Below are 16,789 nucleotides of genomic sequence, written 5' to 3'. Positions count from 1 at the left end.
TGCAAGTGGTGTGACCGGTGTTACCCGCCAGTCAACTTAGCGTGCCGTGCACCTTAAGACCATGCTGGCGAATCGGCCATACCCCGGGCATGACATTCTGCCGCGTGTGAACCAGGCTCCGCCAGCTCTCGACATCGTTGACGAGACCTTCCTCGTGGTCCCGCCGTCCACAGTGGCCGCCGCCTTCGCCGAGCCGCGATCTTGGTCACGTTACTGGCCGGACCTCGTTCTCGAGGTCTACACCGACCGCGGGGACGAAGGACTGCGCTGGACCGTGCGCGGTGCCTTGATCGGTACCATGGAGGTCTGGCTCGAGCCGGTGCTCGACGGCACCTTGCTGCACTACTTCCTGCGCGCCACGCCCGCCGGTCCGGACGGGGAACCGCTCGCGCTCCAGGTCAGGGACCTGCGGCGGGAGTTCGACCGCAGGTCCCGTGCCGCCAAAGCCATCGCGCTCGGGCTCAAAGAGGTCCTGGAGGACGGGCGCGAACCCGGGGTCGGTCCCCGGGGCGAGTAGGGGAGAGCATGCGGGTTCACGTGGTGTCGGACGTGCACGGCAACGCCGACGCGCTCAAACGCGCGGGTGACGGCGCCGACGCACTGATCGTCCTCGGCGACCTGCTGGACTTCGTCGACTACCGCGAGCACGACAAAGGCATCATGGGCGCGCTGTTCGGCGCGGAGAAGGTCGGCGAGTTCGCGCGGCTGCGGCGCGAGGGCACTCGTGATGAGACCGTTGCCTTCTCGCGATCGTTGTGGGCCACTTTGGCCGATCCCGCCGCCGCCGTCGGCGAAGCGATCCACGACCAGTACGCCATCCTGTTCGGCGCCCTCACCGCGCCGACGTTCGCGACCCCCGGCAACGTCGACGACCCGTCGCTGTGGCCCGAGTTCGCCGGCGACGGCATCCAGGTCCTCGACGGCGAGATCGCCGAGTTCGGCGGCCTGCGCTTCGGGTTCGTCGGCGGCGCGCTGCTCCCGCCGAACGTGGTCCCGCGCCGCAACGGCTTCTGGCGGCCGTACCTGCGCACCCGCGAGGAATACGACGTCGCGGTGAGCGCGCTGGAGAACGTCGACGTCCTGTGCACCCACGTCCCGCCCGCCATCCCGGAACTGACCTACGACGTGGTCGCGCGGCGGCCCGAGATCGGGTCGGTGGCGCTGGTGGACCTCATCCGCGAGCAACGGCCGCGCTGGTCGGTCTTCGGGCACGTCCACCAGCCGCTGACCGCGCGGACGAGGCTCGGCAGGACCGAATGCCGTAACGTCGGTCACTTCAAGGAGACGGCACAGCCGCACGTGCTGCGCTGGTGACGCTCGGCTCCGGCTAGAGTTTGGGCCATGGCCGAGCAGTCCACGCAATCCATCGAGGTCGACGCCGAGCCCGAGCGGGTCATGGCCGTCATCGCCGACTTTCCCGCGTACCCGGAATGGGCCAAGGCCGTCCGGCAGACCGAGGTGCTCGGCGAGGACGACAAGGGCCGCGCCAAGCAGGTGAAACTCACCCTCGACGCCGGGCCCATCAAGGACGTTTACACCCTCGAGTACGACTGGGACGCCGACGGCAAGGGAGTCAGCTGGCACCTGGTCAAGGGGCAGATGCAGAAGGCCCAGAACGGTCGTTACGCCCTCGAAGCGCTGGCCGCCGGCCGCACCAAGGTGACGTATACGCTGTCCGTCGAGCTGGCGCTGCCGATGATCGGGCTGTTGCGCCGCAAGGCCGAGAAGATGGTCATGGACACCGCGCTCAAGGAGCTCAAGAAGCGCGCTGAAGCGTCCTGAGTCGAAGGGTAGGCATGCGGATCCTGCTTTTCACCGGCAAGGGGGGTGTCGGCAAGACCACGCTGGCCGCCGCGACGGCCGTCGCACTGGCAGGCCGGGGCAGGAAGACGCTCGTGGTCTCGACCGATCCCGCGCATTCCCTCGGTGACGTCTTCGGCCGCACTTTCGGCGCCGAACCGTCCGAAGTGGACGCTGTGGCCGATGGTCTCTCCGCGGGAGGGAGTACGTCGGGACTGTTGCACGCCGCCCAGATCGATTTCCGCGGCCTCGTCGACAGCACCTGGCGCGAACTCCGGCAGGAACTGCGGACCGCCCTCGCGGGGGCGGGCCTCGACTCGCTCGACGCCGAAGAGCTGACCGTGGTCCCCGGCGTTGACGAACTCCTCGCCCTCACCGAAGTCCAGCGCCTCGCCGAGCACGGTCCCTGGGAGACGGTCGTCGTCGACTGCGGTCCGACCGCGGAAACGCTGCGCCTGCTGGCCTTGCCCGAAGCGGTTTCCGGATACCTCACGCGGATGTTCAAACCGGGCGCGCGGCGGACGGCGGCCGCGGTACGGCGGCTCGGCGCGCATCTGGAGTCGCTGCGCACGCTGCTCACCGATCCCGCGACGACCACCGTCCGGCTCGTGCTGACACCGGAACGCGTCGTCGTCGCCGAAGCCCGCCGCACGCTCGGTTCGCTGGCACTGCGCGGGATCGGAGTCGACGGCCTGATCGTCAACCGGCTGATGCCGGCCCCCGGGTTCTGGCGCGGCGCCGCGGCCTCGTGGATGCGGACCCGCCGCACGCAGCAGAACACCGTTCTCGCCGAACTCGCCGACGCCGGGTTCGGGCCCGAAACGGTGAAACCGGTCGAACACCGCGCCGTCGAGCCGGTCGGACTGGCGGCGTTGCAGGAAATCGCGTATGAACTTTACCAAGGTCTGGATCCTCTGACCGGTAACGGGAAAGCGGTCACCCCGCTGCTCGAAGTGTCCGAATCGGACAGTGGCTACCGCCTGCGGATCGCGGTGCCGTTGCACCGGGATTCCGAAGTGGACCTTGCCAGAGTGGACGATGACCTCGCCGTCACCGTGGACGGTTTCCGGCGGCTGATCGCGCTGCCGGAGATGTTGCGCCCGTGCCGGATCACCGGTGCGGAATCCGACGCGCACGGCCTGGTCGTGAGCCTGGCCGGGAACCGGGGACCCGGGTGAGCGAGAACGACGAACACCCCCGGACCGACGGCCTCAAGCTGGCCGAGGAGATCCGGCTGCTGGTCGAACTGGTCGTCGAACACGCCGCGCCGTGGCTGGAGGACCTGATCTCCGCCGGGCACGGCTGCACCGAGCACGAGTCCGGTGGAGACACCGCCTGGTGCCCGCTTTGCGCCATCGTCGAGGTTTTCCGCGGTGAGCGGCCCGAGTTCGTGGCGCGGCTGATGGAGCAGGCCGCGCAACTCGTCGCGCTGCTGCGCGCGGTGCTCGCGGACCGCTGGGAACCCGAGGGCGGGGTGCATATGCCGGGTTTCCAGCCGGCGCGGAAGGAACCCGCGCGGGAAGATGCGCCGGTGGGAGCTTCGCGGGTCCAGCACATCGCCGTGACCAGGCGCGACGCATGGCAGCCGGACCGGGAGAACTGAGTTGCTGACGGTAGGGGTGGACGTCGGGGGCACGAGCGTGCGCGCCGGCGTGGTGGACGAGCACGGCTCGCTGATGGACACCGCCAGGGTCGGCACCCCCGGCGAGGAGAACGCGCTCGAAGACGCCATCGCCGGGGTCGTCGAAGACCTCCGCAACCGGCACGAGGTCTCCGGCGTCGGGCTCGCGGTGGCCGGGTTCGTCGCCAACGACCGGCGGACGGTGATGTTCGCGCCGCATCTGTCGTGGCGTGCCGCGCCGGTCGCGGAGCGGATCGAGAAGCGCGTCGGCCTTCCCGTCACCCTCGAGCACGACGTGAACGCCGCCGCGATCGGCGAATACCGCTTCGGCGCCGCGCGAGGTGCCCACGTCGCCGCGTTGATCGCGCTCGGTACCGGGATCGGCGCGGGCCTGCTGCTCGACGGCAAGATCTACCGGGGTGCCTACGGTGTCGCCCCGGAACTGGGGCACCTGACCGTCGTCCCCGGCGGACGGGCCTGCCCGTGCGGGAAGTACGGCTGCTGGGAGCGGTACTGCAGCGGGACGGCCTTGGCCGCGACGGCGGTGGAATTGCTCGCGCGGCACCCTGGCCGCTCGACCGTGCTGGCGCGTGAGACCAGGGGAGACCCCGGTTCGGTCACCGGACGCCGGGTCGCCGGTGCCGCCCGCGACGGCGACCCGATCGCCCAGCGCGCGATGACCGAACTGGCGAAGTGGCTGGCCGAGGGGCTGGCGCTGGTCGCGGACGTCTTCGATCCCGAGATCATCGTGATCGGCGGCGGGGTGTCCGAATCGGCTCCGCTGTTCCTCGACGAGGCGCGCGAGCACTACGCTGGCAAGATCACCGGCGCCGGGCACCGGCCGCTGGCCCGGATCCGCGCGGCCCAGCACGGGGACGACACGGCCATCGTCGGCGCCGCGGCGCTCGCCGTCGACGCGGCGAAGGCTCCCGGCGCCGAGGTCGGTGTGACAGGCTGAAGCCGTGACCCGTCTGGACGGCAACGGCTTCGTGAAGTGCGACTTCGGCCATCTTCACTGGGGTTTGAACGGCGCCGCCGGGTTGCTGCTGTCCGATCCCGCCCGCGGTGTCCTGCTGCAACGCCGGGCGTGGTGGGTGCATCACGGGCGCACGTGGGCGCTGCCAGGAGGAGCGGTCGAGGCGGGGGAGAGCCCGCGTGAGGCCGCCACCCGCGAGGCTCACGAAGAGGCCGACGTCCCGCCCGCCCGTGTCCTGCCGTTGTCGGCGTCGCGTGTCGATCACGGGAATTGGCGCTACACCACGATCCTGGCCGCGCCGATCGGCACGCTTTCGGCGAGGGTGAAGAACGCGGAGAGCGTGGAACTGCGGTGGGTCCGCCCGGACGAGGTCGCGGATTTCCGGCTGCACCGCGACTTCGCGATGGCATGGCCGGGATTGAGGGAACACTTGGATCGCAGGCTGGTACTGGTGGTCGACGGGGCGAACGTCGTCGGATCGCGGCCGGACGGCTGGTGGCGCGACCGGCGCGGCGCCGCGGAACGGCTGCGGGACGAACTCGCGATCTTGGCCGGGACCGGGTTCGCCGATCCGGCGTTGCCCGGCGGCGGGGAATGGTCGTGGTGGCCGAAGGTCGTGCTGGTCGTCGAGGGTAAGGCGCGAGGAGTCGCGGCGGTACCCGGTGTAGAGGTCGTCGGCGCCGAGACGGACGGGGACTCCCAGATCGTCGCCGTGGCGCACGAGGCTCGCGAGGCCGGTCCGGATGACCACGTCGTCGTCGTGACCGCCGACCGCGAACTACGGTCCCGCGTCGAGGCCCTGGGCGCCTCCACCTTCGGCCCAGGCACTCTCTTGGGGCACCTCGACCGCAATTAGTCCTCTTGTTGCGGTAGTCAGACGTCGAACTACCGCAACTAGAGGACTAATCGCGGGGGTCAGGGGCGCGCGATCGTCCCGTCCCGCATCTCCGCGATGAGGGAAGCGACGACGGCGCGCAGACTCCCGTTGTACTGCTTCGCCACCGCGCGCTGACGCAGGTAGCTGGGCCCGTACCGCAGGATCGTCTCCACCCCTCGCAGTTCTTCGACACAGTCCAGCCGCCGGGCCACCGGTTCGAGCCGGTTCAGCAGGTCGAGGGTGTCTTCGGTGACGGGCCGCTCGTTGCCCGCGGCGTCGAGGATGACGATCGCGTCGACGCCGTAGCGCGCCGCGCGCCACTTGTTCTCCTGGACGTGCCACGGCGGCAGCGTCGGCAGGATCTCGCCGTCGTCGAGGCGCGCGCTGAAGTCGTCCACCAGGCACTGGGTCAGCGCCGAGATCGCGCCGACCTCCTCCAGCGTCGGCAGCCCGTCGCACACCCGCATCTCGATCGTCCCGAAATGCGGGGCGGGCCGGATATCCCAGCGGATCTCGGAGAAGTGGTCGATCACGCCCGTGGTGAACATGTCGTCGACGTAGCTCTCCAGCTCGGTCCACTTCCGGAACTGGAACGGCAGCCCCGCTGTCGGCAGCTGCTGGAACATCAGCGCGCGGTTCGACGCGTAGCCGGTGTCCTCCGCGCCCCAGTACGGCGAGGACGCCGAGAGCGCTTGCAGGTGCGGCGCGTAGTTGAGCAGCGCGTCCAGGATCGGCAGGGCCTTGTCGCGGTGGTCGAGGCCGACGTGCACGTGGACGCCGTAGATCAGCATCTGCCGTCCCCACCACTGGGTCCGGTCGATGAGCTTGGCGTACCGCTCCTTGTCGGTGACCTTCTGCTGGTACCACGTCGAGAACGGATGCGACCCGGCCGAGAACAGCTCGACGCCCAGCGGGTCGAGTACCGAGTGCACGACGTCCAGCGACTCGTTCAGATCGGCCTTGACCTCGGCGATCGTGTCGCAAATACCGCTGATCACCTCGATGGTGTTGAGCAGCAGCTCCTGTTTGATCTTGGGGTGCTCCTCCTCGCCGTCGGGCCGGACGGCGTCGAGCACCTGCTCCGCGACCGAGGAGAGTTCACCGGTCCGCCGGTCGACGAGGGCGAGTTCCCATTCCGCGCCGACCGTCGACCGGCGCGAGGGTGTGAAGTCGATCTTCATGTCCGGAATTGTCCGACAGTTCAGACCTGCGCGCCGTTGTGCGGGTCCGCACCGGGCGGCGGCCCCTGACGGACCCGCAGCAGGAGCAGCGCGATCGCGGTCGCCAGTGCGAGGATGCCGAGCGGGGTGCCGAGCCGCGTGCCCATGCCGATCAGGTTGGGCGCGATCAGAAGCAGCAGGCCGAGCACGAAGAACAGCAGGACGATGAACGCGCCCTTGCGCGGACGCGGCAGGGGAGGCGGCTCCGGCGGCACGAAGTGGCCCTCGTCGTCGCTCGATCCGGCCGGGGCGTCCTCGAAGAGGGTCTTGTCCCAGCTGGTGCCGCCACCTCGCCAGCCCGGCTCGGGTTCGGCTTCCGAGGTCTCTGGCCGTGGTGTCTTCTCCGAAGGCTTTTCCGCCTTCTCGGCCTTTTCGGTGGCTTTCCCGGCGGGCTTTTCGAGTTCGTCCTCCGGGAACAGTCCGACACCCTCCGCACGGAGGTCGGCCACGATCTCGGCGAACGTCGCGTCGACGTCCTCCGGCCCGTCCTTGCCCCTGTTCATCCGGCGTCCACCTGTCCCTCCCGGCGCACGGACCGGGCGAAGTCCACCGTACGCGTGAAGATCAGGCCCGCGTCGTGGTCCTGGGTGGCGACGTGGAAGCTGTTCTCCAGCACCACCTCGGTGACGTCCTCGCTGCCGATCCCGTCGAGGATGATCCGCGAGTTCAGCGGCTCCACCACATGGTCGACGGCCGAATGCAGCAGCAGCACCGGCTGGGTCACCTTCGCCAGCTCCGGCCGGACGACGGCCCACAGCTTCGCCAGGCTCGCGGCCGCGCGCACCGGGGTGCGGGGATAGGCCAGCTCGGTCTCGCCCGGCTTCGCGATGTCGTTCGCGATCGCCTTCACCGACGGCACCATGTTCGCCAGCATCGGCAGCAGCTTCGTGTCCAGCCCGTGGCGCATGATCGAGGGGTTCACGAGCACGATCCCGGCGATCCGGTCGCCGAACTCCTCGGCCAGCCGCAGGGTCAGCGTCCCACCCATCGACAACCCGGCGACGAACACCGAGTCGCACGTGGAGAGAAGTGCCAGAAGTTCTTCACGGACCGCCCCGTACCAATCCTCCCAGCCTGTCCGGTTCATGTCCTGCCACCGGGTGCCGTGCCCGGGAAGCAACGGGCAGCGCACCGTGTAACCGGCCTCGGCCAGATGATCGCCCCACGCCCGCATACTCGCGGGGGTACCGGTGAATCCGTGGCACAGCAGGAACCCTGCTTCGGTCGAACCGGGGTGAGCGAACGGTTCCGCGCCGGCGAGGACGGCCATGCGATCGCCTTCCGTGAGAGCTGGGTAGGTCTCTATGTTCGCACGAGCGGAGCGGCTTGTGGGCCACTGGCCACGGTCGGGATCGGGCCGGATCGGGTGTGAGATCCGTCGCTGGGTACGGGTAACCGGGTGGACTTCGTTGTGCCGGGGGTGCGCGATTCGTAGTCTTGGCCATCGGGCGCGGGGGTTGAGCTGCTAGGAGGAGTTTTCGCAGTGCTGTACTGGCTCATGAAACACGTGTTTATCGGGCCACTGCTCAAGGCGCTGTGGCCTACCAAGGTGGTCGGCGCGGAGAACATCCCCGACGACGGTGGCGTGATCCTCGCGGGCAACCACCTCGCGGTGGCGGATTCCTTCTTCATGCCGCTCCGGGTCAAGCGCAAGGTGACTTTCCCGGCCAAATCGGAGTACTTCACCGAGAAGGGCCTCAAGGGCCTGCTGAAGAAGTGGTTCTTCACCGGCGTCGGCCAGTTCCCGATCGACCGCTCCGGCGGCAACGCGGCGCAGGCCGCGCTCGACACCGCGACCCGCCTGGTCCGCGAAGGGCATCTCCTCGGAATCTACCCCGAAGGCACCCGCTCCCCGGACGGCCGCCTGTACAAGGGCAAGACCGGCGTCGCGCGGATCGCGCTCGACTCCGGCGGCCCGGTGGTCCCGGTGGCCATGGTCGGCACCGACAAGGTCAACCCGATCGGCTCGAAGATGTGGTGGCCGCGCCGCCTCGAGATCCGTTTCGGCAAGCCGCTCGACTTCTCACGCTACGAGGGCCTGGCCGGTGACCGCTTCATCGAGCGGTCCATCACCGACGAGATCATGTACGCGCTCATGGAGCTCTCCGGCCAGGAGTACGTCGACATCTACGCCGCCAAGGCGAAGGAACTGCTCGCCGCCGACGAGGCCGGGATCCGCCCGAAGGTGCCCGCGCAGCCGTCCGCCAAGGACGTCGCCCGTATCCCGGACACCAAGGTCGGCTGAGCGCCCACTAGGGTTCTCCGGTGCGCTTTTTCTACGACACCGAATTCATCGAGGACGGCGTGACGATCGACCTGGTGTCGATCGGTGTCGTGGACGAAAGAGGCCGTGAGTTCTACGCGGTCTCGACAGATTTCGATCCCGGCAAGGCGGGCCCCTGGGTCCGCGACAACGTGCTCCCGAAACTCCCGTCGCCCGCCGACCCGGCGTGGCGCAGCCGCGAGAAGATCCGTGCGGACCTGCTCGAGTTCTTCGGCAAGCCGCCCGGCGGGATCGAACTGTGGGCCTGGTTCGCCGCCTACGACCACGTCGCGCTGGCGCAGCTGTGGGGGCCGATGCCCGCGCTGCCGCGCCAGCTGCCGCGGTTCACGCGTGACCTGCGGCAACGCTGGGAGGACGCGGGCAAACCGAAGCTCCCCGCGGCCCCGGACGACCAGCACGACGCATTGGCGGACGCGCGGCACAACTTCCAGCGGTGGGGGATCATCGAGTCCTACTGGCACCGGTAGGGCTTGCTCGTGACGCTGCGGCGCCTACTGCCTGGCCCCTGCAGCCGATGATCGTGAGTGGTAAGTCGCGTGAGGGCCAAGTGCCGTGGAGGCCCCCTTCCTCGCGCCAGGCGCAAAGAAGGGGGCCTTCACGTACTTCAAGCGATCAAGGCGCCCCCGGGAAGTCGTGAGTGCCGATTCGGTTTAGGGCCAACCGTGTCCCAGGTACCTGCTGTCGGGTGGTTTCGCGTGGCTGGCGGGACGTCACTCGTGATGGACGACTCGCTGCGGGACCCGGCCACACGCGTGTCGTCCGTCCAGTCACGGGTGTCCTCCGTCGGATCACCCGTGTCGTCCGTCCGGTCCCGCGCGACGCACCCAGGCACTCACCGCCGCGAGTCGACGGCCTCCGCCAGCGTGTCCAGCAGCTCAGCCGTCGTCTCCCACCCGAGGCAGGCGTCCGTGATCGACTGTCCGTAGGTCAGCGACGAAGCCGAGCCCAGTGTCAGGTCCTGCCGCCCCGCCACCAGGAAGCTCTCCAGCATCAGCCCGGCGATGCCCCGCTCACCGGCGCCGATCCGCCCGGCGAGTTCACGGACGACCGAAGCCTGGCGCACGTGGTCCTTCGCGCTGTTGCCGTGGCTCGCGTCGATGATCACGCGCTCCGGCAGCCCCGACTTCGCCAGCCGCGCCAGCGTGTCGGACACGGTCGCGGGGTCGTAGTTCGGACCGGCCGAGCTGCCGCGCAGGATCACGTGACAGTCCTCGTTGCCCGCGGTGGTGATCAGCGCGGCGAGACCGTCGGGGTTGATGCCGGCGAACACGTGGCTCGCGGCGGCCGCGCGGGTGGCGTCGACGGCGACCTGGACGTCGCCCTCGGTCGAGTTCTTGATCCCCACCGGCATCGACAGCGCGCTGCACAGCTGCCGGTGCACCTGGCTCGCCGCGGTCCGCGCGCCGATGGATCCCCAGGTCACGGTGTCGGAGATGAACTGGGGGGTGATCGGGTCGAGGAATTCGCAGCCGACCGGCAGGCCGAGCGCGGAGATGTCGAGCAGCAGTTCGCGCGCGAGCCGCAGGCCGTGGTTGACCTCGTAGGTGCCGTCGAGGCCGGGGTCGTTGATCAGGCCCTTCCAGCCGAGCGTGGTCCGCGGCTTCTCGAAGTAGACGCGCATGACGATGTGCAGGTCGCGACGGTGTTCTTCGGCCTTGGCGGCGAGGCGGCGGGCGTAGTCGAGCGCGGCGTCCGCGTCGTGCACCGAGCAGGGCCCGACGACGACGAGGAGCCGGTCGTCCCGGCCGTCGAGGATGTCGACGGCCGAGGCCCGCCCGGCTAGGACGGTATCGGCGATTTCCGCCGTCATCGGATGTTCGTGCCGCAGCATCGCGGGCGACAGCAGCGGGTTGATGGCCGCCGTGCGGTGCCCGTCGAGGGCGATCAGGGTGTCAGCGGAGGGAGACATCGCGGGTCTGGTTCCTTTCGAAAAGGGAGACCGACCCGCGGAACTCGCCGAGCCGGTGTGATTCCGGCTCGGGGTGGTAGGTCAGCGCAGGTCGACGCCGCCGTGCCCACCCGGGGCCGGCTTCGTAAACCAGGAATAGCGCTGCACGGCGCCAAGCTAGCACAACTGCCCCGTGGACCGATTCCCGAGGTGGTCCGCCCTGCACCGATCCAGAGAACTGACGCTACGCTGGCTTCGGGACATGTGACTGTCATCTCTACGGAACACAAGACGGAGGCTTCTGATGCGTGTCGGTGTGCTGACCGGCGGTGGCGACTGCCCGGGGCTCAACGCGGTGATCCGCGCTGTGGTGCGCAAGGGCATCGAGGTGCACGGCTGGGACATCGTCGGGTTCCGCAACGGCTGGAACGGTCCCCTCGCCGGGGACAGCCGTCCGCTCGGCCTGAACGACGTCGAGGACATCCTCACCCGCGGCGGCACGATCCTGCGCTCCTCGCGGACCAACCCGTACAAAATCGACGGCGGCGTCGACAAGATCAAGTCCGTCCTCGCCGAGCAGCAGGTCGACGCGCTGATCGCGATCGGCGGCGAGGACACCCTCGGCGTCGCGAAGCGGCTCACCGACGACGGCATCGGCGTCGTCGGGGTGCCCAAGACGATCGACAACGACCTCGGCGCGACCGACTACACCTTCGGTTTCGACACGGCCGTCTCGATCGCCACCGAGGCCATCGACCGGCTGCACACCACGGCCGAGTCGCACCACCGCGCCCTGGTCGTCGAGGTCATGGGCCGGCACGCGGGCTGGATCGCGCTGCACTCCGGCCTCGCCGGCGGCGCGAGCGTGATCCTGGTGCCGGAGCGGCACTTCAGTGTGGACCAGGTCGTCGAGTGGGTCGAGCGCCGCTTCGAGAAGGAGTACGCGCCGATCATCGTCGTCGCCGAGGGCGCGCTGCCCGAAGGCGGCGAGGAGCGGCTTCTCACCGGTGAGAAGGACGCCTTCGGGCACGTCAGGCTCGGCGGTATCGGCACCTGGCTGGCCGACGAGATCGCCGCCCGCACCGGCAAGGAGTCCCGCGCGGTCGTGCTCGGGCACGTCCAGCGCGGCGGCACCCCGACGGCGTACGACCGCGTGCTCGCCACCCGGTTCGGCCTCAACGCCGTCGACGCCGTCGCCGACGGCGACTTCGGCATGATGGTGGCGCTGCGCGGCACGGACATCGTCCGCGTCAAGCTCTCCGAAGCGACCGCCGAACTGAAGACCGTCCCGGCCGAGCGGTACGAAGAGGCCGAGGTCTTCTTCGGCTGAGCTGTGTTACAGGAGAAGGCCCCTTACTTTGTGCTGTGCTCGGTAAGGGGCCTTCGCTTTCCTTGCGGCCCCGCCCGCACGGCGAGTTGAATCGGCCACCGGGGGATCTGGGTGGAAGGGCGGGGTTCTCATGGCCGGAGCGGGATCCAGCAGACGCGAGTTCCTGAGATGGCTGACCGTGAGCGGGACCGGGGTGGCGTTGGCCGGGCTGCTGCCCGGCACGGCCGTCGCGGCCACGGGCGAGATCGTCGTCATCACCCGGGTCACGCTGATCGACGGCACGGGTTCGGCTCCGCGGTATGACGTCTCCGTCGTCCTCGTCGGCGACCGGATCGCCTGGGTCGGCGGCTCGGAGCAGCTCCCGGAAACCGGTGCCGCGCGCGTGATCGACGGCCGCGGCAAGTACCTCATCCCTGGACTGTGGGACATGCACACCCACGGTGCGGACCTCGAAGAGATCGTCCCGCCGCTGCACTTGGCCCACGGCGTCACGGGCGCCCGTGAGATGTGGGGTTACGCGGAGAACCGCGTGTCACGGGACAAGATCGAACGCGGTGAGCTGCTCGGCCCGCGTCTGGTGCTGGGAAGCGGGATCGTCGACGGGCCGGTCACCCTGCTGGGCCCGCCGGTGATCCAGGTTTCGACCGAAGCCGAGGCGCGGGCGGCGGTCCGCGCGGAGGCGGCGGCGGGCGCCGAGTTCGTCAAGGTCTACTCCTATCTCGGTCCCGAGGCGCTGCGCGCGGTCGCGGACGAGGTTCGCGACCAGGGGCTGCGGTTCTCCGGGCACTGGCCGTACAAGGTGTCCCATTTCGAGGCGAGCGATCTCGGCCAGCACAGTTTCGAACACTTCTTCGGGGTGTCCATCCACTGTTCGACCCGGCGCGACGAGATCCTCGCCCGGTTGCGGGCGATGCCTTACGACCCGGCGGCGCCGCGAGCTTTCTTCACCGTGGCGCGGCAACTGGAGTTCGAGTCGGTCTCCACGTACAGCCCCCACGCGGCGTGGAGCTATTTCAACCGGTTGCGGCGCGACGGCACTTGGCATTCGCCGACGCTGACGATCAACCGGGTCGTCACGCAGCCAGCCGAGACCCACAAGCAGGACCCGCGGCTCAAGTACGTCCCCGCCGACATCCGCGAGAGCTGGGCCGTGGGCATCGAGCGGTTCGCACCGAAGACGCCGTCGGAGATCGCTTTGCAGGAGCGGTACTACCAGGAGACGCTGCGGCTGGTCGGGGTCGCGCACGACGCCGGCGTCGGGATCATCGGCGGCACCGACTGCCTCAACCCGTACACCTTCCCCGGCAGCGGGCTGCACGAGGAGCTTGCCTTCCTGGTCGAGGCCGGACTCTCGCCGGTGCAGGCGCTGAAGACCGTCACGGGCGACGCGGCGAAGTTCCTCGGCAGGGAACGGACTTCAGGGACCGTCGCGGTGGGGAAGGAGGCGGATCTCGTGCTGCTGGACGCGAACCCGGCCGCCGACATCCGCAACGTCGCGAAGATCGACCTGGTGATCACGCGAGGACGCGTCCTGGACAAGACGGCGCGGCGCCGGATGCTCGACGCCGTCGAGACAGCCGCGAACCGCCCGCCCACTACGAGCGCGCGTCTCCACGCCCTGGCCGGCCGGGGCTGCTGTTGCTGAGCGGCCGAGCTTTCCGGCGAGTCGAGTCCGAAATCGACGAAGAACGCGTTTAGTCCTCTAGATGCGGTAGTTGCACGTGCAAGGACCGCAACCAGAGGACTAAACGCGGGGGTCAGATGAGCGCGAGGGTGTCCAAGAGGGACACGGCGTGCGCGATGTCCTCGGTGAGCGGCCGGTCCTCGACGCTCGGGTCGAGCACGGCCGCGGCGGTCTCGTAGGCGTCCCGCGCGGGCAGGGCGACGAGCTCGGCCTTCCGCATCCGCAGCGCCCGGACGGCCGCGACCAGTTCGCACGCCAGCACCTGCCGGTACGCCGTCCCGGCGGCGGTCGCCGCCCGCGCGGCCTGGGTGGAGAAGCTCGCGTGGTCTTCGATCCCGCGTGAGACGACGGCGGTGCCCAGCGTCGCCGGGAGCGCGGCCTGCCGCAGTTCGGTGAGCGCGTCGTGCGCGACGTACTCCAGGATCATCACGCCCGAACTGCCCGACGGACCGGCCGCGAGGAACGGCCGCAGTCCGGTGAACTCCGGCTCCACCAGGTCACCCAGCCGGGCTACCGACAGCTCGGCGACCTGGTGGATCGTCGCGCGCACCTGGTCGAGCGCGGTCGACACGTACGCGGTGTGGAAGTGCGCGTGGTGGTAGGCGTCCTGGTGTGCCGTCGAGATCATCGGGTTCTCGGTGCTGGCGTTGATCTCCACCGCGAGCACGTCGCGCAGGTAGTGGATCGCATCCAGCGCGGGGCCCTGCACCTGCGGGAACGCGCGGAGCCCGAACGGGTCCTGGATCCGCCGTCCTGGTTTCGGCGTGCCCTCCATGCCGAGCAGCCGCCGCATCTCCGCCGCGCACGCGACCTGGCCGGCGTGCGGACGCGCTTCGTGCACAGGTGTCGCGTACGCCTCCGGATTCCCGTCGAGCGCGATGTAGGTCAGCGCCGCTACAACGTGACTCGCCCGCGCCAGCGTGTCGAGACGCATCGCCGCGAGGGTCGCTTCGGCGAGCGTCGCGGCATTGCTGCTCATGAACGCGAGCGCGTCCCCCGCCCGCACCGGCACCGGCGGCACGCCGCCCGACAGCCACGGCCGTTCGCCGGTGAGCGCGAGCCCGGTCTCCGCGAGCGGCGCGAGGTCGCCGGTGCCGATCGCGCCGAGCCGGTGCACCAGCGGCAACGCCCCGGTCCGCACCGCGGCGGCCAGCGCGCCGATCAGTTCGGGGCTGAGCCCGGCGCGTCCGGCCAGCAGCTGGTTGAGCCGGATCAGCATCATCGCCCTGGTCTGGCCGGGGGACATGACGTCACCGCTGCCGCCGGCATGACTGCGCAGCAGCCGCAGGCCGTGATCCGGTGACTCCCCTTCGCCGACCGGGTCCTCCTTGTTGGCCCCGACACCGGTGGTACGGCCGTAGACGATCCGGCGCGTGCTCAGCTCCTCGGCGAGTTTCCACGCGCTTTCGGCGCCGCGCAGCGCGGCGATCGACACGTCAATGTTCAGCGGTCCCTCGGCGCCCGCGGCGGTCACGACGTCCGCGCAGCGCAGGGTCCGGCCGTCGACCCGGATCACGGTGGCCTCCTTTCAAGACCGCCTCACTATGACGCCTCAGGCCGAAGGCGGCCGCCAGGGCGGGCGGTTGCCCCAGTCCCACTTCGGCATCGGCCCGGGGACGGTGACCTCGCGGCCGGGAGAACATCACCGCGAGACGGCTGCCCCATTCCACGTAGGCGGCGAAAGCCGACCGGCATTCCGGGGGTCGGCCGGGAGCCCGGCTTCGTCGGCGGCGTCTAAGAGCAGGTTCACCCAGCGGCGGCGCTGCTCTTCGGTGATGGCCCTGCCGAGGTGCCGCCCGACCATGTGCCGGTGCCCGCCGTGGTCGTGGCTGTAGGTCTCCGGGCCGCCGAACACCTCGGCGAGCCAGACCGCGACGTGCTCGGGGTGGCCGGGGTCCATGTCGCGAAAAGACCGGCTCCGACAACGGGCCCCTTCAGGACGTGGCCGCGGAAGACCAGGGTCAGCCGTCGCAGAACGTCCAGCCCGCCCGCCCATTCGTACAACGTCGGCGTCTCGGTCACGTAGATCCTCCCGGCGGGGATGATCTTCCGGTCCGGCAAGGCGACCACCGCGAATTACCGAGGCAGCCGCTGAAGGAAGTTGTGCACCGGTACGGCGAACTGCGGCGCCGGATGCCGGGCGGCGTGAACACGAGGCGGACGGCCTCGTGCTCCGCGAGAGCCTGGAAAGCCGCGTGTCGAGTACCGGCCCACCGAGGAGGGGGAGCGGTTACGCCCCACACTCCAGGCGCTCCACGACTGGGGGACGAGGCGCGAGGCGGCGTCACGTTCGAGCCGCTACCTGTTCACTGACTGTCCTCGTCCAGGTGTTGTTCCAACGCGTCGATCCGCCCCTCCCAGAACCGGCGGTACGGCGCGAGCCACGCGTCGACCTCCGCGAGCGGCTCCGGGCGGAGCCGGTAGCACCGGCGCTGGGCGGCGACGCGGACGGAGACCAGACCTGCCTCGCGTAGTACGCGTAGGTGCTTCGATACGGCCGGTTGGCTCAATTCGAGTGCCTCGACGAGCTCGTTGACCGACCGCTCGCCGTCACGCAGGAGATCGAGGATGGTCCGCCGTCGTGGTTCGGCGAGGATCTCGAAAGTCTGCATCATCCAGGGAATGTGCCTTGTGCGGTATATTTCCGTCAAGGAATGTTCGAAAGTCTTGGTCTGAACCCTTGATGGAGTGGTCTGGTACTTCGCCGCACGGGGCGTCTGCCAGCGAACGAGCAAGCTGACCCATATCGACCACTCGTTCGGCAACGTGACCGGCTGCGCCCTCGGTGGCGCCGTAGCGGCCACGATCAAGTTCTACGACGCGGCCTCCAGCGCGGGAGCTTCAGGCAGCTGAAGAAGCTCAAGGTGTTGTGGTCCTTCGGCGGCTGGACCGGCGTCACCCAGGACGCCACTGGTGGCGCCGCGACCGGAGCGGCGCTGGGCACCTACAGGCGGGCATCGGGGACTACAAGGTCCTGAAGAACACCTGTCCGTCCACCGTCGCGGGCACGGCGTACGTGAAGTGCGGCAACAACTGGTGGAGCTACGACACCCCGGCGAGCCGATCCAAGCAAAGTCTCGGAGTACATGAGGGCTCCCTTCCTTGCGCC

19 protein-coding genes and 1 pseudogene are annotated in these 16,789 nt (G+C 69.5%); 13 read left to right on the top strand and 7 right to left on the bottom strand.

Annotated features, from left to right (window positions below):
• The first annotated feature begins 106 nt into the window (after positions 1 to 106).
• The 7 genes from ACM6LR_RS18350 to ACM6LR_RS18320 are packed head-to-tail and all read left to right on the top strand — an operon-like array spanning position 107 to position 5,253.
• Complete coding sequence (locus ACM6LR_RS18350) at positions 107 to 517, top strand: polyketide cyclase / dehydrase and lipid transport (protein WP_414937365.1); 411 nt, start codon at positions 107 to 109, stop codon at positions 515 to 517.
• An 8-nt stretch (positions 518 to 525) separates the two neighbouring features.
• Positions 526 to 1,314 (top strand): metallophosphoesterase family protein, encoded by a 789-nt coding sequence (locus ACM6LR_RS18345; protein WP_414944164.1) that lies wholly within the window; start codon positions 526 to 528, stop codon positions 1,312 to 1,314.
• Between the two features lie 27 nt (positions 1,315 to 1,341).
• Entirely contained in the window at positions 1,342 to 1,782 is a 441-nt protein-coding gene (locus tag ACM6LR_RS18340) for an SRPBCC family protein (RefSeq protein WP_414937367.1), read from the top strand.
• Between the two features lie 14 nt (positions 1,783 to 1,796).
• Positions 1,797 to 2,978 (top strand): ArsA family ATPase, encoded by a 1,182-nt coding sequence (locus tag ACM6LR_RS18335; RefSeq protein ID WP_414937368.1) that lies wholly within the window; start codon positions 1,797 to 1,799, stop codon positions 2,976 to 2,978.
• Positions 2,975 to 3,403: a hypothetical protein gene (locus ACM6LR_RS18330; RefSeq protein ID WP_414937369.1), complete on the top strand. Its 429-nt coding sequence runs from the start codon at positions 2,975 to 2,977 to the stop codon at positions 3,401 to 3,403. The genes ACM6LR_RS18335 and ACM6LR_RS18330 overlap by 4 nt, the downstream gene beginning before the upstream one ends.
• Positions 3,404 to 3,419: 16 nt before the next feature.
• On the top strand, positions 3,420 to 4,379 hold the full coding sequence (locus tag ACM6LR_RS18325) for an ROK family protein (RefSeq protein ID WP_409491894.1): 960 nt from the start codon (positions 3,420 to 3,422) through the stop codon (positions 4,377 to 4,379).
• A gap of 4 nt (positions 4,380 to 4,383) precedes the next feature.
• Positions 4,384 to 5,253, top strand: a complete 870-nt coding sequence (locus tag ACM6LR_RS18320) for an NUDIX domain-containing protein (protein ID WP_414937370.1) — start codon at positions 4,384 to 4,386, stop codon at positions 5,251 to 5,253.
• 59 nt (positions 5,254 to 5,312) lie between these two features.
• On the opposite strand, the gene ACM6LR_RS18315 is transcribed toward ACM6LR_RS18320, so the two are convergent.
• The 3 genes from ACM6LR_RS18315 to ACM6LR_RS18305 are packed head-to-tail and all read right to left on the bottom strand — an operon-like array spanning position 5,313 to position 7,764.
• A complete protein-coding gene (locus tag ACM6LR_RS18315) occupies positions 5,313 to 6,455 on the bottom strand; it encodes a glutamate--cysteine ligase (protein WP_414944163.1) in 1,143 nt (380 codons plus the stop codon).
• A 20-nt stretch (positions 6,456 to 6,475) separates the two neighbouring features.
• On the bottom strand, positions 6,476 to 6,997 hold the full coding sequence (locus tag ACM6LR_RS18310; protein WP_414944162.1) for a hypothetical protein: 522 nt from the start codon (positions 6,995 to 6,997) through the stop codon (positions 6,476 to 6,478).
• The gene (locus tag ACM6LR_RS18305) at positions 6,994 to 7,764 is read right to left on the bottom strand and encodes an alpha/beta hydrolase (protein ID WP_414944161.1); all 771 of its coding nucleotides are present in this window, start codon (positions 7,762 to 7,764) and stop codon (positions 6,994 to 6,996) included. The genes ACM6LR_RS18310 and ACM6LR_RS18305 overlap by 4 nt, the downstream gene beginning before the upstream one ends.
• A gap of 213 nt (positions 7,765 to 7,977) precedes the next feature.
• Between ACM6LR_RS18305 and ACM6LR_RS18300 the strand changes: the two genes are divergently transcribed.
• Together ACM6LR_RS18300 and ACM6LR_RS18295 are read left to right on the top strand one after the other, a co-directional pair.
• Positions 7,978 to 8,739 carry a lysophospholipid acyltransferase family protein gene (locus tag ACM6LR_RS18300; RefSeq protein ID WP_414937374.1) on the top strand — a complete coding sequence of 254 codons (762 nt, stop codon included), beginning with the start codon at positions 7,978 to 7,980 and terminating at the stop codon, positions 8,737 to 8,739.
• A gap of 20 nt (positions 8,740 to 8,759) precedes the next feature.
• Complete coding sequence (locus ACM6LR_RS18295) at positions 8,760 to 9,245, top strand: polyadenylate-specific 3'-exoribonuclease AS (protein ID WP_414937375.1); 486 nt, start codon at positions 8,760 to 8,762, stop codon at positions 9,243 to 9,245.
• A 365-nt stretch (positions 9,246 to 9,610) separates the two neighbouring features.
• On the opposite strand, the gene ACM6LR_RS18290 is transcribed toward ACM6LR_RS18295, so the two are convergent.
• Positions 9,611 to 10,687, bottom strand: a complete 1,077-nt coding sequence (locus ACM6LR_RS18290; protein ID WP_414937376.1) for a 3-deoxy-7-phosphoheptulonate synthase — start codon at positions 10,685 to 10,687, stop codon at positions 9,611 to 9,613.
• Between the two features lie 283 nt (positions 10,688 to 10,970).
• Here ACM6LR_RS18290 and ACM6LR_RS18285 point away from each other — a divergent pair, with 283 nt between their 5' ends.
• The gene (locus ACM6LR_RS18285) at positions 10,971 to 11,996 is read left to right on the top strand and encodes a 6-phosphofructokinase (RefSeq protein WP_414937377.1); all 1,026 of its coding nucleotides are present in this window, start codon (positions 10,971 to 10,973) and stop codon (positions 11,994 to 11,996) included.
• Between the two features lie 178 nt (positions 11,997 to 12,174).
• Positions 12,175 to 13,641 carry an amidohydrolase family protein gene (locus tag ACM6LR_RS18280; RefSeq protein WP_414944160.1) on the top strand — a complete coding sequence of 489 codons (1,467 nt, stop codon included), beginning with the start codon at positions 12,175 to 12,177 and terminating at the stop codon, positions 13,639 to 13,641.
• Between the two features lie 112 nt (positions 13,642 to 13,753).
• Here the strand turns inward: ACM6LR_RS18280 and ACM6LR_RS18275 are convergent, their stop codons facing one another.
• The 3 genes from ACM6LR_RS18275 to ACM6LR_RS18265 all read right to left on the bottom strand — a co-directional run bounded on the left by ACM6LR_RS18275 (position 13,754) and on the right by ACM6LR_RS18265 (position 16,295).
• Positions 13,754 to 15,196, bottom strand: a complete 1,443-nt coding sequence (locus ACM6LR_RS18275; protein WP_414937379.1) for an aromatic amino acid ammonia-lyase — start codon at positions 15,194 to 15,196, stop codon at positions 13,754 to 13,756.
• A gap of 126 nt (positions 15,197 to 15,322) precedes the next feature.
• A complete protein-coding gene (locus tag ACM6LR_RS18270) occupies positions 15,323 to 15,580 on the bottom strand; it encodes a hypothetical protein (protein ID WP_414937380.1) in 258 nt (85 codons plus the stop codon).
• A 406-nt stretch (positions 15,581 to 15,986) separates the two neighbouring features.
• Entirely contained in the window at positions 15,987 to 16,295 is a 309-nt protein-coding gene (locus ACM6LR_RS18265; protein WP_414937381.1) for an ArsR/SmtB family transcription factor, read from the bottom strand.
• Between the two features lie 73 nt (positions 16,296 to 16,368).
• Between ACM6LR_RS18265 and ACM6LR_RS18260 the strand changes: the two genes are divergently transcribed.
• A complete protein-coding gene (locus tag ACM6LR_RS18260) occupies positions 16,369 to 16,533 on the top strand; it encodes a hypothetical protein (protein WP_414937382.1) in 165 nt (54 codons plus the stop codon).
• Between the two features lie 29 nt (positions 16,534 to 16,562).
• A pseudogene (locus tag ACM6LR_RS18255) lies at positions 16,563 to 16,741 on the top strand (chitinase); the annotation flags it as partial.
• Between the last annotated feature and the right edge of the window lie 48 nt (positions 16,742 to 16,789).

This window comes from Amycolatopsis sp. cmx-11-32, assembly GCF_047608695.1.
Classification (GTDB): Bacteria; Actinomycetota; Actinomycetes; order Mycobacteriales; family Pseudonocardiaceae; genus Amycolatopsis.
This window is presented reverse-complemented; position numbering and strand designations above follow the sequence as displayed.

What these genes read in the sequence shown, in the direction of transcription:
- ACM6LR_RS18345 (WP_414944164.1), top strand. Translation starts at nt 526, where the DNA reads ATGCGGGTTCACGTGGTGTCGGACGTGCACGGCAACGCCGACGCGCTC.
- ACM6LR_RS18310 (WP_414944162.1), bottom strand. Translation starts at nt 6,997, where the DNA reads ATGAACAGGGGCAAGGACGGGCCGGAGGACGTCGACGCGACGTTCGCC.
- ACM6LR_RS18315 (WP_414944163.1), bottom strand. Translation starts at nt 6,455, where the DNA reads ATGAAGATCGACTTCACACCCTCGCGCCGGTCGACGGTCGGCGCGGAA.
- ACM6LR_RS18335 (WP_414937368.1), top strand. Translation starts at nt 1,797, where the DNA reads ATGCGGATCCTGCTTTTCACCGGCAAGGGGGGTGTCGGCAAGACCACG.
- ACM6LR_RS18265 (WP_414937381.1), bottom strand. Translation starts at nt 16,295, where the DNA reads ATGATGCAGACTTTCGAGATCCTCGCCGAACCACGACGGCGGACCATC.
- ACM6LR_RS18270 (WP_414937380.1), bottom strand. Translation starts at nt 15,580, where the DNA reads ATGGACCCCGGCCACCCCGAGCACGTCGCGGTCTGGCTCGCCGAGGTG.
- ACM6LR_RS18290 (WP_414937376.1), bottom strand. Translation starts at nt 10,687, where the DNA reads ATGTCTCCCTCCGCTGACACCCTGATCGCCCTCGACGGGCACCGCACG.
- ACM6LR_RS18285 (WP_414937377.1), top strand. Translation starts at nt 10,971, where the DNA reads ATGCGTGTCGGTGTGCTGACCGGCGGTGGCGACTGCCCGGGGCTCAAC.
- ACM6LR_RS18340 (WP_414937367.1), top strand. Translation starts at nt 1,342, where the DNA reads ATGGCCGAGCAGTCCACGCAATCCATCGAGGTCGACGCCGAGCCCGAG.
- ACM6LR_RS18305 (WP_414944161.1), bottom strand. Translation starts at nt 7,764, where the DNA reads ATGGCCGTCCTCGCCGGCGCGGAACCGTTCGCTCACCCCGGTTCGACC.